The 13,816-nt window shown below is 61.9% G+C and carries 9 protein-coding genes; 8 read left to right on the forward strand and 1 reads right to left on the reverse strand.

Features of this window, described 5'->3' with window-relative positions; translation table 11 throughout:
- Positions 1-7 precede the first annotated feature (7 nt).
- Both H567_RS22515 and H567_RS22520 read left to right on the forward strand, forming a co-directional pair.
- Positions 8-2,059, forward strand: coding sequence for a hydantoinase B/oxoprolinase family protein (locus tag H567_RS22515; protein WP_051184386.1), 2,052 nt, complete (start codon positions 8-10; stop codon positions 2,057-2,059).
- On the forward strand, positions 2,059-3,600 hold the full coding sequence (locus tag H567_RS22520) for a sigma-54-dependent transcriptional regulator (protein ID WP_051184387.1): 1,542 nt from the start codon (positions 2,059-2,061) through the stop codon (positions 3,598-3,600). Before H567_RS22515 ends, H567_RS22520 begins: the two co-directional genes overlap by 1 nt.
- Before the next feature lie 59 nt (positions 3,601-3,659).
- Here H567_RS22520 and H567_RS28325 read toward each other — a convergent pair whose 3' ends face one another.
- Positions 3,660-3,806, reverse strand: coding sequence for a hypothetical protein (locus H567_RS28325; protein ID WP_153306007.1), 147 nt, complete (start codon positions 3,804-3,806; stop codon positions 3,660-3,662).
- 399 nt (positions 3,807-4,205) lie between these two features.
- Between H567_RS28325 and H567_RS0101730 the strand changes: the two genes are divergently transcribed.
- The 6 genes from H567_RS0101730 to H567_RS22525 all read left to right on the forward strand — a co-directional run bounded on the left by H567_RS0101730 (position 4,206) and on the right by H567_RS22525 (position 13,550).
- A complete protein-coding gene (locus H567_RS0101730) occupies positions 4,206-6,197 on the forward strand; it encodes a hydantoinase/oxoprolinase family protein (protein ID WP_028320069.1) in 1,992 nt (663 codons plus the stop codon).
- Between the two features lie 5 nt (positions 6,198-6,202).
- On the forward strand, positions 6,203-6,577 hold the full coding sequence (locus tag H567_RS0101735) for an acetone carboxylase subunit gamma (RefSeq protein WP_028320070.1): 375 nt from the start codon (positions 6,203-6,205) through the stop codon (positions 6,575-6,577).
- Positions 6,574-8,694, forward strand: a complete 2,121-nt coding sequence (locus H567_RS0101740) for a hydantoinase/oxoprolinase family protein (RefSeq protein WP_028320071.1) — start codon at positions 6,574-6,576, stop codon at positions 8,692-8,694. Before H567_RS0101735 ends, H567_RS0101740 begins: the two co-directional genes overlap by 4 nt.
- Before the next feature lie 21 nt (positions 8,695-8,715).
- Positions 8,716-10,779: a hydantoinase B/oxoprolinase family protein gene (locus H567_RS0101745; RefSeq protein ID WP_028320072.1), complete on the forward strand. Its 2,064-nt coding sequence runs from the start codon at positions 8,716-8,718 to the stop codon at positions 10,777-10,779.
- Between the two features lie 189 nt (positions 10,780-10,968).
- Positions 10,969-11,907 (forward strand): uroporphyrinogen decarboxylase/cobalamine-independent methonine synthase family protein, encoded by a 939-nt coding sequence (locus tag H567_RS0101750; RefSeq protein ID WP_028320073.1) that lies wholly within the window; start codon positions 10,969-10,971, stop codon positions 11,905-11,907.
- Between the two features lie 320 nt (positions 11,908-12,227).
- Positions 12,228-13,550: a phenylacetate--CoA ligase family protein gene (locus H567_RS22525; RefSeq protein ID WP_051184388.1), complete on the forward strand. Its 1,323-nt coding sequence runs from the start codon at positions 12,228-12,230 to the stop codon at positions 13,548-13,550.
- Positions 13,551-13,816 lie beyond the last annotated feature (266 nt).

Raw genomic sequence — 13,816 nt, forward strand, 5'->3', positions numbered from 1 at the left:
GGGCGCCGTGATCCTGGACATGACCTTCACCGAGCGGTTGAAGCCCGAACCGCTGACTGAGGAAGAGCGGGCGTGCATGGAGGGCCTCGACCCGATCGATTACGGGGTGGCCCGGGAAAAACTCAACATGATCGTCGAGGAGGCGAAGGAGATCTTCGTTCGGAGCGGCGTCTCCAGCATGCTGCGATCCGGGGACGTGAGCGTCGGGTTGTACACCGCCAGGGGGGACATGGTAACGGCGGCTTGCGGTTCCTACCTTTACGCCGTGTGCGGCCAGCCCCAGATCAAGTACATCTGCCACCGCTGGAAGGACCATCCCGACGTCGGCGTGCGGCCGGGCGATATCTTCTATGCCAACGACGCCGTTTACGGGGGCGTCCACAATCCGGATCAGTTCGCTTTCGTTCCCATCTTCTGGAACGGGCACCTGGCCGCATGGGCGGCCGCCGCGTGCCATCAGCCGGAGACCGGGGCCTGCGAGCCGGGGGGAATGCCGGTCAGCGCAAGGACGCGCTACGACGAAGGTCTCAAGATGAGCCCCATGCGGATCGGCGAAAACTTCAGGCTGCGGGAAGATCTCCTGGAGATGATGGCCAATATGGTCTCGCGGACGCCCCACATGCAGATGATCGACACCCGTGCGCGGGTGATGGCTTGTGACCGGGTGCGGCTGAGAATCGAGGAGATGGCGGCCGAAAAGGGCGGCGGCTTTCTGATCGGGGTCTTTTCGCGGATCCTCAAAAGCACGGCCGAGGCCGTGCGCCGCCGCATCGCCGGTTGGGTGGACGGCACCTTTCGCAGCGTTGTCTTCACAGACCACATCGGGGTGGACGAGGGGCTCGTGAAGGGTGCCTGCACGATCCGAAAACGGGGCGACCGATTGAGCCTGGATTTTACGGACACCTCCCCGCAGACGCCCGGCCCCTACAATGCCTTCAAGCACACCATGATCGCGCACAACGCCATGTATTTCTACGGGTTCCCGTTTCACGATCTGCCGCTTTCGGCCGGGATCTGGGAGCCGATCGAGACCATTGTCCCCAAGGGCACCTGCTTCAACGCACACCCGGAGGCCGCGGTGGCGAATTCGGTCCTCATCTGCAGCCTTGCCATGTGTCTGGTGCATTTGACCATGTCGAAGATCCTGTTTGCATCCGGGGTAAGGGAGTTGGCCACAGGGCCTTTCGGCAACAATGGGGATGCCTATGTCATGGCCGGTATGAACCAGTGGGGGGTGCCCTTCAGCGACATGCTGGCCTATCCGCTGAACGCGGAGGGAGGAGGCGCCCGATGCGATGCCGACGGCGTGGATGCCTGGGGTTTTCCGTGGGGGCCGTGGGGTCGGGGGCCGGACGTCGAAGAGGAGGAGGACGAAAAACCGCATATCCACCTCTTTCAGAAGCTCCTGAGGGATTCCTGCGGGCACGGAAAATATCGGGGCGGAGCGGGCATCACGGTGGCCTGGGTGGTGCGGGGCGCGCCGCAGGCCGTTTATCAGTCCATCATCAAATCGTCGCGGGTTCAGGCGCTTCAGTCCTTTTTCGGGGGTTATCCCCCTCCGACGCATCCAGGGATTCAGGTCCGCGGCACCGATGTGCTTGAGAAGCTGGAGCGGGGAGATGCCGATCTGCCGACGGATGTCTACCAGTTGATCGAGGAGCGGCGGATAGCGGGGACATATGAAACGACGACGAACCTGCGCGCGGCGCAGACCTTCGAGGAAGGGGACATTTTTGTCGGCTGCTCCCATGGCGGGGTCGGATACGGAGACGTGCTGGAGCGGGACCCCGAACGGGTGGTCCAGGACGTGGAACGGGAGGTGATCTCCGATTGGGTGGCGCGTAATGTCTACCACGTGGTGTATGACCCTGTCACGAAATCGGTCGATGAGGGTGAGACTGCCAGGCGGCGGGAGGGCGTGCGGAAACAGCGCCTCGCCCAGGGGCTTCCCTGGCAGGCCTTCATGCAAAAGTGGTCCGTGAGGCGGCCAAAGGACGAGATCCTCAAATATTACGGTCCCTGGCCGCAAAGCCGATGGGGCGGAGGCGAGACACCGTGATGGAGAAGGCCGGGCTTCAAGGGGAGCGGAGCGTCCTTCTTGTCGAGGACGACGGGTACTGCGGTTATTTCCTGACCGAGGTCCTCCGGCTGCCGGGTCTGCGTGTGACCTCCGCGGCAAAAGGCTCGGACATCCTGGATGCGGCGGCGGACACGGCCCTGGATGCCGTCATCGTTCATTTTCAAGACCGTGTGGAGCAGACGCTCGTTTCGATGCGGCGCCTGGCCGAGCACAATGCCGTCACGCCGATCATCGCTGTTTCCGAGGAGGCGGATGTGGACGTGGCCCTGGCGGTGGTGCATGCCGGGGCCTTCGACTATCTCGTGCGCCCTTTCAACAACGCCGCGCGGGTGGAGCAGGCCCTTCGGGGGGCCTTTTCGAGGCGCGATGAACTCCGTAAACAGGCCGAGGCAGGCCTCGGCAGCGGCGCCGGATACGGCATGATAGGCAAGGGCCGTCTCCTCGTGGAGTTGCAGAGGACCATCCGGCAGATCGGGCCGATGCAGGTCAATGTCCTGATATGCGGAGAGAGCGGCACGGGCAAGGAGTTGATCGCGCGTGCCGTCCATCTCGAAAGCGAGCGAAGGGATGGGCCGTTCGTAGCCGTAAACTGTGGCGCGGTCCCCGAGGCGCTCTTCGAGAGCATCTTCTTCGGCCACGAGAAGGGCGCCTTTACCGGTGCGACCCGCAGGCATGCCGGGTTCCTGGAAGAGGCGCAGGGCGGGACGTTTTTCCTGGACGAGGTCGGTGAACTTACGGCGAAAGGCCAGGTGGCGCTTCTGAGATTCCTGGAGAATCAGGAATTTACCCGTGTGGGCGGTTCTGCGGCGCAGAAAGCGGATGTGCGGATCATCGCCGCAACCAATCGGAACCTCGATCAGGCGGTCGATGAGCGGCGATTCAGGGCGGACCTTTACTATCGTCTGAATGTGGTGTACCTGCGGGCTCCGTCGCTGAGGCGGCGGACGGAGGACATCCTGCCGCTGGCCGACTATTTCCTGACGCGCTTCTGTCTGAAAAACCGGCTGGATCCCATTCAGCTTTCGCCCGAAGCCGTGCGGCTTCTCGAAGCCTATGACTGGCCGGGGAACGTGCGCGAGCTCGAAAACCTGATGGAGGGCCTGGCGGCCACGCTGCCCGAAGGGCAGCACCTCATTACGCGCAAACAGATCTTCCAGTACTCCGGGAAAATCCTGGCGGCCCTGGGCCGAGAGGACTCTATGTCTGTTGTGCGCTCGGGCGATCCTGCCGACAGCAGGCGATCGGCTGATCCGTATCAGGCGGGCGGTGCCGACTACGCGTCCCGGCCTGGGGGGCCCGGCCCTTTTCCAATCGAAGACCCTTCATCGGGCGGCCCTGCAAAACCCGGCACCATCGAGCCGGCACCCATGATTCAATCCTACCGCGAGGCCTGCGAGGCTTTCGAGGCCCGCTATTTCAAGGCCCTTCTCGAAGCGAACGGCGGGAGCGTGGCCAAGGCCGCCCGCCAGGCCGGCATTCACCCCGTCACCCTTCATCGCAAGCTTCGTAAACTACGTTAGTCCCAGGCACGATCTTCATCCCTTCGGATGGAAGAACACCTCGATCCAGCCGGCCCGGTTCAGCGCGGGACAAGATCCCAGGTCCGCCCCCGCGCAGGCGGGTAATCGTACATCGAGGGGGCGATGGCCGGGGTGGCGGACGGTCCGCCCCCGCGCAGGCGGGTAATCGGTTCGTCGCAGATCGAAAGCCCGGGGGTTCTCCGCATTCCTTTCCCATTTGCCCCGCATAAGCATTATGAATCCGGCCCTACGGTTTCATTCCCTTTGATTCCTTGATGACCGGCCGAGATGCGCCCTTCTGAAGGGGTGGAACGGGAGCCCCGGCGTGACCCTAGCCGATTTGCAACAGTTTGAGCTTCGCATATAAACAGAAACGCAATTGCCGTTGCGTTTTGGCTATGATTTCCCCGCGACGCAGCCGCCGAAAGACGTTCCTTCCTCTCCCAGTAGTGGAGATTTTCGTACAACATCCTGCGATTCTTATAAATATACTGAGTCGGCCCACCCTGGCATGAACGTTGCTCATTGCAGTTCTTGGGTTCCGGGATCGGCCCGGGTGATTCGACCGGTTGCTTTGTGGATGTTCGCGGAAGAGGAGGGGAAAGATGGGCTTCACAGTCGACATTGACACGGGGGGCACCTTCACCGACGGCTTGTTTACCAACGGCAAAGAGATCAAGCGGGTCAAGGTGGACACCACCCCCCATGACATCACCATTGCGTGGCTCAACGCGATGCGGGAAGGCGCCTCCGCCTTCGGGTTTGCCGATCTCGAGGGCTTTCTGGAGCAGGTCGATATCGTCCGCTGGTCCAACACGACGGCGACCAATATCCTGGCCGAAAAAAAGGGCCCCAAGCTGGGGATCTTCGTCACGGAAGGCTACCGGGAATCCCTCTACTCGGAAGGGAGGCGAAGTCCGGTGTTCGGCCGTCTGCTGGAGGAAGAAAACGTCGAGACGGTCGCCTTCCCCCTGGACGCCAACACCCTGGTGGTGCAGCTGAAGCGGCTATTGGAAAAAGGGGTGCGCCGGATCTGCATCAGCCTGAAGGACGGGTTCAAGAACCTCCAGAGCGAGATGGAGATCAAGGGCCTCTTCGAAGAGCAATATCCCGACCACTACCTAGGGAATGTCCCTTTTCTGATGGCAGGCGATATCTGCAAGCACCCCGATGAGATGAACCGCACGCACATGGCGTTGATGAATTCCTATGTGCACGGCCCCATGGCCCGGGCCATGTTCAAGGCCGAGGATGAATTGCGGGAGCGCGGGTACCTGCGGCCTCTGCTGCTCGGGCATACCGACGGCGGGGTTGCCCGGGTCGCCAAGACGAAACCCGTCGACACGATCGAATCCGGTCCGATCTTCGGCATCCACGCCGGCGCCTTCTGGGCGGAGCAGTACCACCTGCCGCATGTCATCACCCTGGATGTGGGCGGGACGACCACCAAGATCGGCCTTGTGGAGAATTTCCGGCCGGCCATGGTCCGTGAGGGGGATATCCTCGGCATCCCGTTGAAACAGAACATGCTCGACCTCCGAAGCATTGCGCTCGGCGGAGGGACCGTCGCGCGGGCAACGGACGGCAGGTTGACCCTGGGCCCGGAGAGTATGGGGGCCTATCCCGGACCGGCTTGCTATGATCTCGGCGGAACGAATGCGACGCTGACCGACGCTTACCTGGTCAAGGGTTTTCTGGATCCGGATTATTTCGCCGGCGGCGGTAAGAAGCTCCAGAAGGAGCGCGCACGGGCCGTGATCGCAGAGCAGGTTGCCGGCCCCCTCAAAGTGGAATCCGAAATGGCCGCGTATCAGATTGCCAACCGGGCCACGCGCATGATCGCCGATGAGGTCAACGCACTGATCCGGCGGCAGGGAAAGCCCGCGGAGGAGTATGTCCTCTTCGCCTTCGGAGGCAACGGCGCCATGGTCGGGAGCGAGGTGGCCCGCAAGGTGGACATCCCCTCGGTCTACGTCTTCGATCTCGGTTCCGTCCTGAGCGCATTCGGCTCATCGGTGGCGGATGTCTCCCACACGTATGAATATTCCCCTTTTCTGCCCATCGGCGAGGCGGCTGCGCTGCCGCGCATCATCGGCCGCATGATGGCCGACGCCAGGCGGGATATGGCCGGGGAAGGATTCCCCATGGATACCGTGGAGACCGAACTGTATGTCGAGCTGCATGACAGGGAACGATCCTACCCGGTGAGTTGCGCGTGGACGATCCGATCCCTCGATGCGGCCGACCTTCTGAGTCTGTTCAGGGAGCGGTTGGTGGAGCGGCTGCCCAAGAGCAGCGACGGGGAGAGGGTGGTCGAGATTCTCAGGCTTCGCGCCAGGGCGAAGGCCGCCAAGATGCAGCCGCTCGCTCTCCCTCTGGGGAGGGAGGATGCCTCCGACGCCGCGAAGGGCGAGCGCGAGGTCTACCGGGGGACGGAAAAGGTCCTGAGCAGGCTCTATGATTGGGAGAGGCTGGAGCCAGGCAACCGGATCGAGGGGCACGCGATCCTCGAGAGCCGGGACAGCACCTACATCGTTCCCCGAAACTGGACCCTTTCCTTGGATGCATATCGGAACGGCGTTTTGACCAGGAGGTAAAGGCCATGGGAGATAGAATCAGAATGACGGAGTACCTGGACCTGGATCTGGGAGAAGAGCAATGGTACTGCAGCGCGTGCGGCAAGGCCCTGATCGGCGCCGCGGAGAATTACAAGCGGGGGTGTCTGGTGTATGCCCGGGATCCGAAAGAGGTGCACAATGCCGTATTCGAGGGTGAATATACCTTCGCCCCGGACCCGAACTGGGTGCGGATCCTCGAATTCTACTGCCCCGGCTGCGGCGTTCAGATCGAGACCGAATATCTGCCGCTCGGCCATCCCATCACCCATGACATCGCCATCGACCTTGCCGGTCTGAAGAGCCGGATCGAAAGCGGCGAACTGCGTGTCGTGAACAAGCGCCTGGAGGTGAAAGCATGAATACCATCGACATTGACGTGGGAGGCACCTTTACGGACCTCGTCCTGACCTTCGAAGGGAGAACGATCATCAAGAAGGCGCAGACCACGCCCTACGACCTTTCGGTGTGTTTCCTCGGCGTGATCGAGGAGAGCGCACGCGAACTCGACATGGCGCTGGACGAACTCCTCCCGAAGATCGACCTCCTGCGTTACTCGACCACGGTGGCCATGAACCGCCTGATCGAGCGCAAGGGCCCGCGCCTCGGGCTTATCACGACGGAGGGACACGAAGACGGCATCCTCATCGGGCGGGGCGCCCAGTGGGTCGACGGCACCCGGATCACCGAGCGGCGGAACCTGGCGGTGCAGAACAAGCCCGCGGCTATTATCCCACGGGAGTTCATCGTGGGCGTGAAGGAGCGGATCGACTCGTTCGGCCAGGTGGTGCGTCCCCTGGACGAGGAGGATGTCCGGGAGAAGATCAATTTCCTGGTGGACAAGGGGGTGAGGGGGTTCGTCGTCTCGCTCCTCTGGTCGCCTGCCAACCCGGAGCACGAGCGGCGCATCAAGGCCATCATCCGGGAGGAATACAAGGACTACTATCTCGGCTGTCTGCCGGTGGTGCTGGCAAGCGATGTGGTTGGCAGGTCCGGGGAGTATCAGCGGACCATGACGGCGGTGCTGGACGCCTATCTGTTCCGGGCGATGCAAATGGAGCTTTCCGCCATGTGGGACAAGCTGCGTGAGTACGACTACCGCGGCCCTTTCATGATGGTCCACAACTCGGGCGGCATGGCCGAGGTCTTCAAGACGGACGCGGTCAGGACCTACAGCGCAGGTCCCGTGGCGGGCCTTATCGGGTCCTACCGTCTGGCGCAGGAACTCGGATACCAGAACGTCATCGCGAGCGACGTCGGCGGCACCAGCTTCGACATCGGCCTCGTGGTGAAGCAGAGCGTCCGCAACTACGATTTTCGCCCCATCCTCGACCGGTGGATGGTGGGCATCACCATGCTCCAGACCATGTCGATCGGGGCGGGCGGGGGCTCGATCGCCTGGGTGAACGAACTGCTCGGGAACAAGCTCGAGGTGGGACCGCAGAGCGCCGGCTCTTATCCCGGCCCGATCTGCTACGATCAGGGGGGCGAGGCCCCGACGGTGACCGATGCGGACCTGGTGCTGGGATACCTCGATCCGGACTATTACTTCGGCGGCCGGATGCTCTTGAACAAAGAGAAGTCCGAGGAGGCCATCCGGACTCAACTGGCCGAGCCCTTGGGGCTGAGCGTACCGGAAACCGCCATGCTCGTCCGGAAGATCGTGGACCAGCACATGGCCGCAGCCATTCGCAAGGAGATCCATCTGCGCGGGTATGACCCGCGGGAGTTTGTCCTATTCGCCATCGGCGGCGGGGGGCCGACGCATGTGGCGGGGTATATGGGCGAGATCCCGGCAGCCATGGTCTTCCCCTTCTCCCCGGTCTTCTCGGCGCTGGGATCGTCGGTCATGGACATCATGCACATCTACGAGACTTCGCACCGCTATATGGTCATGGAGCCCGTGACCAGGAAATTCAACAAACACTACGACGACTTCAATGCCACGGTGGAAGCGCTGATCGAACGGGCGAAAAAGGAGCTTCGGGGCGAAGGCCTCGACCCGGCCCGGGCGGTTTTCAAACTGGAGCTCGACATGCTGTACGGAGGGCAGGTGCACCGAAAGCGGTCAAGTTCTCCACTCCTCTATGTGCGCTCGGAAGGGGATCTGACGGCGGTCTACAAGGAGTTCGAAAAGGAATTCAGCGAGACCTTCAGCCCCCTGGTGGTGCATCCGGCGGGTGGATGCTACGTGGAGAGCTTCGTTGTGACGGCGGTCATCCCGACGGAAAAGCCGGCGGTTCCCACCTTCGAGATGGGAGGCACGGACCCGGCCGCGGCGCAGAAAGGGGTGCGCCAGTGCTATTGGGGCAACGGCGGCTTCGAGGAGACGCCCGTCTATGAATACCTGGATCTGAAGCCCGGGAACGTCGTCAAGGGGCCTTCCATCCTCGAGACGGAGTACACGACCCTGGTCATTCCGCCGGCCTTGACCTGCTCCATCGACCAGCACCTGTTCGCCCGCATCTCGCGGGGTTAACCCTAGAAGGAGGTGAGTAGCATGGCGATTCCAACCGCTGAAGAAAAACTCTCCATGATCAAGGTGGAGCCCGCGGACGCGGACGAAATGCGGTGCGTGGATACGCTGAACCCCGGCGATTATGAAGTGGGTTTCGAGCGCATCAACAACATCCTCGACGAGGCGATGGAGGTGTTCATCCGCTCCTCGCGAAGCTCCATGGGGGTCGCGGGGGACTCCATGGTGGCGGTTTTCACCGCCAAAGGCGACATGGGCAATGCCAGCAGCGGCACCTACCTGCACGCCATCATCCAGCCGGCCATCATCAAGTTCATCATGAAAAGCTACAGCGAAAACCCCGGCATACGGGACGGGGACATCTGGTTTACCAACGATGCGCTCTACGGGGGGATCCACAATCCCGACTGCGTCATCGTCATGCCCGTGTTCTTCAAGGGGGAGCTCATCGCCTGGACGGGCGCGGCTTCCCACACGACGGAGACGGGTGCCAGCGAGCCCGGCGGGATGCCCATCAATGCCAACTCACGGTTCCTGGAAGGCGGCAACTTCCCGCCGATCAAGATCGGTGAGGATTTCCGAATCCGTGAGGATTTTCTCGAGCTGATGGCCGCTTTCGGCATGCGGGCGCCCCAGATGGTGGTCATCGACCTCAAGGCCAGGGCCACGGCGGCTGACCGGGCCCGCAAACGGCTGGTGGAGCTGGCGCAGGAAAAAAGCCCCGACTACGTCAAGGGGCTCATGCGCAAGATGCTCATCGTCGCGGAGGAAGGGGCGCGGAAGAAAATCGCCTCCTGGCCGGACGGCACCTTCACGTCGGTCAACTTCGCCGACGGCGTCGGGATGGAGGTAGGCCTCATCCGCTCCTGCTTCATGACGGCGACGAAAAAAGGCAGCCGGCTCACCATGGACTTCACCGGGACCTCACCGGAGAACCCTTATTCCTACAACGCCCACGTGCAGGCGGTGGTGGGGCACATCTCCAACTTCATCTATGAATACATCTTCCATGACCTCCCGGTGAGCAGCGCCACGTTCGAACCCTTCGATTTCATCTTTCCCGAGGGGTCCTGCCTCAATCCGGATGCGCGGGCGGCCACCAGCTGTGCAGTCATGATCTCGACCGGCGTCATGAGCGCACTGCACGGCGTTTTCGGTAAAATGATGTTCAGCACGAAGGATATGTGGCAGCAGACCTCCGCCTCGCAGGGCAATGCCGGGAATGCCATGGTGCTGGCCGGACTTTCCCAGTGGAATCTGCCGTTCGCGGATATGCTGGCCTATTCCATCAACAGCGAGGGCCAGGGCGGACGCCCCACCATGGACGGCGTCAACGCCTTCGGCTTCCCGTGGTGCGTGTTCGGCCGCACGCCGGATGTCGAGGAGATGGAACTCGACCTGCCCCTGCTCGTTCCCCTTTCAGATCACTGGAAGGATTCCTGCGGCCACGGCAAGTACCGCGGCGGGGTGGGGACCGTGCAGATATGGGTGGCTCACCACGCTCCCCAGGTCTTCTTCATGGCGATCGCGGACAACAGCAAGGTCCAGACCCCTCAGGGCCTTTTCGGCGGCTACGCCCCCTGCACCGTCCCGGGGCTCAGCATCCGCGGCGCCGACCTCATGGAGCGGATGCAGAAGGGGGATAAGGATCTCAACCTGGAGCTGTTCGATATCCTGAGCCGGAAAACCGTCGGTGGAAAATGGCAGAACGAGTTTTTCGGTCGGCCTACCACCATGTTCCAGAAGAACGACGTGATCACGTTCGGGTTCGCGACAGGGGGCGCAGGCTACGGCGATCCCCTCGACCGGGAGCCGGACCAGGTGATCCAGGATATCAAGGACCAGATCATCTCGGACTGGTCGGCGCAGCAGGTCTACAAGGTCCTCTATGACCCGCAGAGCCTCAAGCTGGACCGGGAGGGGACCGAAGCGGCGCGGAAGGAAGAGCGCCTGGCAAGGCTTGCGCGGGGAAAGCCGTTTGATGAGTTCACCGCCGAATGGACCGGCCTGAAGGTGGACGATGCGATCCTGAAGTTTTACGGAACCTGGCCGGACGCCCAGTGCATCCAGCCCATCTTCCGACCGTAGGGCTGACCGAGCAGGCGCATTCACCTAAAATGCATTCGATAGAGAGGGTGGGCGCGTGAGGACATGCCGGGAACCTGGCGACCGGGTGGATCCTCGGGGTGCGGGTTCCCCCGGCATGGTCGATAGGGGATCAAACGATGTGACAACGGAGGCGAGGACTCGGATGGGGAAACTCAAAGGAGGATGGGTATGTCCCGGGTAAAGAAAGAAGGCCTCAAAAAGGGGCGCATCTTTGTGCCGTGGATCTTTTCCTTCGGGGCGCTGCTGGAGGACCTGCCGCTGAACACCTTTCTCCATGACCCGACCAAGGTCTCGAACGCGCTCCGCTCGATCCAGAGGCATTTCGGCCTGGAGGCCATCTTCGCTTATGGCGACGCGAAGCTTCTGCCCGACGCTCTGGTTTCTCTATGCGGAGCAGTGGCCGATGAATCTCTGAGCCTGGAAGAGTGCTACGGACTCGAAAACCGGATGGATGAGCTCCTGCGGAACGAAAGGGTCATGGTCGCGCTCGATGTGACCAAAAGGCTGCAGATGCTTCTGCCGGAAACGCTGCTGACCGGATGGTTGAACGGGCCCGTGACGCTTGCCGTTCGGTTGACGGGGCTTTCGGCCGGAGAGGTCATGGCTCAACCGAGGCTCCTTTCCGTTTGCACGAAGGCGGTCCTGACGTTTGCCAGGGCCTTGGGCGAGACGGGCATCGACATCATGTTCGTCGCCGAGGACGCATTGCCGCTCCTGGATGCGAATCTCGCGAGGGTCTTGACCCGAGTCTACTCGCCTATCTGGAACACGGCGAAGTATTACGGGTTTCCAGCGCTTCTGATGCAGAAGGAATTTGGAAAGGAGAACATTGCGGTTCTGCGGCGGACCGTCGAGGCGTTGGTCTTTCCGGCCGATGCCGAACCGGAACTCTGGGGACCGGCGAAAAAGATCTCTTTCTCCATACCGGTGTCTGTGATGGAGAAGCCCCCCGGGGAGATCGTCGCGTATCTGGAGCGGTGCGGGGTCGGCCGGGCGTTAAAGGCCTCGAGCCTATTCATACTGACGACGGAGGATGAGATTTCCGCCGATGTCGACAAGGAGGCCATGATCCGCGGCATCCAGGCTATCCGCGAGTATCTCCGATAGCGGTTGACCGGTGGACACGAGGTTAGGGGACACGATTTATCTTTCGGCATTTCTTTGTCAAGCAAGGGCGGCTTTCCGTTTTTGAGGCTTTTCAAGGAGGGCTGGCAGGTGGATGCCGCCGGCGTTTAGATCTGGGGAATGGCTTTCCGATCAAGCTGCCGGGGGCTGCAGAGGCGGCTTCGAACGGTGATACCAACTATTTGAAATACCCGGGATCAAGGGCGTATCCTGGCTGCCGACGGGCTGTTTCGCGCGCTGCGGAACTCGGGCTTCGAGGCCGTCCAGCCGCCATCGATTCCCGGTCATGGAGGGGTGCAAGGATGGGTGATTATTGGAACCAACGGTTCGAGGCCATGCCGTGGGCGGATGTCCACAAGTACTGGCTCCAAAAGTTCAACCTCCTGCTCGACTATGTAAAGTCCAACTCGCCGTTTTACCGGAAGCACCTGGCGGAAACGACGGCTGTTGCGTCCTTCGACGACCTGACAGCGGTTCCGGTGATGACCAAAAGCGAGATCCGTGAGGCCCAGTTGGCAGGTGACGCCGAAAACCCGCTGGGGACGATCCAGGTCGCCAGGACGGAGGACATCGTTCAGGTCATTTCGTCATCGGGAACGACGGGGCGTCCCGTATATTACGGGATTACCCGGAAAGACCTGGAGTCTTGGCGCGAGTCGCTGGCCGCCTTCACCTATACGGCGAACATACGAAAAAGCGACGTGGCGGCGCACGTGGTGGGCACGCCCATATTCGCCGGAGGGGAGCCCTACTTCGAGGGGATGCGCCACATCGGGGCGACGGTCGTCTGGGCGGGCGGACTCGCCACGGAAAGGCTCTTCGAAACGCTGCGCAACCTGCACTGCACGGCGATCCTCGGGACGACCAGCTTCGACCTGTACCTGGCCGAGAACTGCCGCAAATATCTCGGCGTCGATGCGAGGGACCTGGGGATCCGCAAGATCCTCGGGGGCGGGGAGCCGGGCCTCGGCGAAGCACCCATCCGCGATCGGATCAAGGAGCTGTGGGGCGCCGAAAGCGTACGCGAGATCATGGGGCTGGCCGACATCATGCCGGGGATGTGGGCGGAGTGCGAGGAGGAAAAAGGCATGCATTTTACGGCGCAGCCCCATGTCATGGTGGAATTGACCGAGCCCGGAACGGGGAAGCACCTGCCCTGGGAGCCCGGCGTCTGTGGCGAGCCCGTCTACACGACGATCACCCGGGAGGCGACCCCTATCATCCGTTACGCCTCGCATGACTTCATCCGGGTCGAGGCGGTCGATTGCTCCTGCGGGCGGACATCGCCCAGGATGCGCTGCATCGGCCGGGTCGATGACATGCTGATCTACAAGGCCATGAACGTGTTTCCTTCGGCGATCCGCGATGTGGTGGTGACCTCCTTCAAGGACGCCCTCACAGGCTACCTCCAGGTGGTCAAGGATTCCGCCGCACAGGTCCGGTTCGACAAGCCCATCCCGGTGGACATCGAGGTGCTGCCTTCGGTGGAGGACAAGGTGAGACTCAAGAAAGACATCGAAAACAAGGTCAGGGAGATCCTTGTCGTGAAGATCGAGGCCAACCTGGTTCCTCCGGAGACCATCCCGAGAACGGTCTACAAGACGCCGCTCGTGCGCGTCCGATGAAAGGTGCGTAGGTCCACGTCTGTTCCGTTTCCATCCGGAAATGGTCTTTTTGGCCCATCTCGGCGTCATTCTGCACGTTTACTTGCGGGGCGACCTGCAGATCGCTTCTGGGCAAACTGTTGGTTTTACAGATATTAACCAAGGATCCTCATTTCCGGATGGATACGATTTAAGCCGTGGAATTTGCTGCCTTGATATGGTAGCGTTTCACCGGAAGACCACCGGGCAGGCGTGATGAAAATCCGGCGCCCCGAGCCTTCGTCAGG

The sequence above is a fragment of the Desulfatiglans anilini DSM 4660 genome, from assembly GCF_000422285.1.
In the GTDB taxonomy this organism is placed as follows: Bacteria; Desulfobacterota; DSM-4660; order Desulfatiglandales; family Desulfatiglandaceae; genus Desulfatiglans; species Desulfatiglans anilini.

Coding starts and splice junctions, on each gene's coding strand:
- H567_RS22520 (WP_051184387.1), top strand. CDS start 2,059: ATGGAGAAGGCCGGGCTTCAAGGGGAGCGGAGCGTCCTTCTTGTCGAG.
- H567_RS0101735 (WP_028320070.1), top strand. CDS start 6,203: ATGGGAGATAGAATCAGAATGACGGAGTACCTGGACCTGGATCTGGGA.
- H567_RS28325 (WP_153306007.1), bottom strand. CDS start 3,806: ATGCGGAGAACCCCCGGGCTTTCGATCTGCGACGAACCGATTACCCGC.
- H567_RS0101730 (WP_028320069.1), top strand. CDS start 4,206: ATGGGCTTCACAGTCGACATTGACACGGGGGGCACCTTCACCGACGGC.
- H567_RS0101745 (WP_028320072.1), top strand. CDS start 8,716: ATGGCGATTCCAACCGCTGAAGAAAAACTCTCCATGATCAAGGTGGAG.
- H567_RS22525 (WP_051184388.1), top strand. CDS start 12,228: ATGGGTGATTATTGGAACCAACGGTTCGAGGCCATGCCGTGGGCGGAT.
- H567_RS0101750 (WP_028320073.1), top strand. CDS start 10,969: ATGTCCCGGGTAAAGAAAGAAGGCCTCAAAAAGGGGCGCATCTTTGTG.
- H567_RS0101740 (WP_028320071.1), top strand. CDS start 6,574: ATGAATACCATCGACATTGACGTGGGAGGCACCTTTACGGACCTCGTC.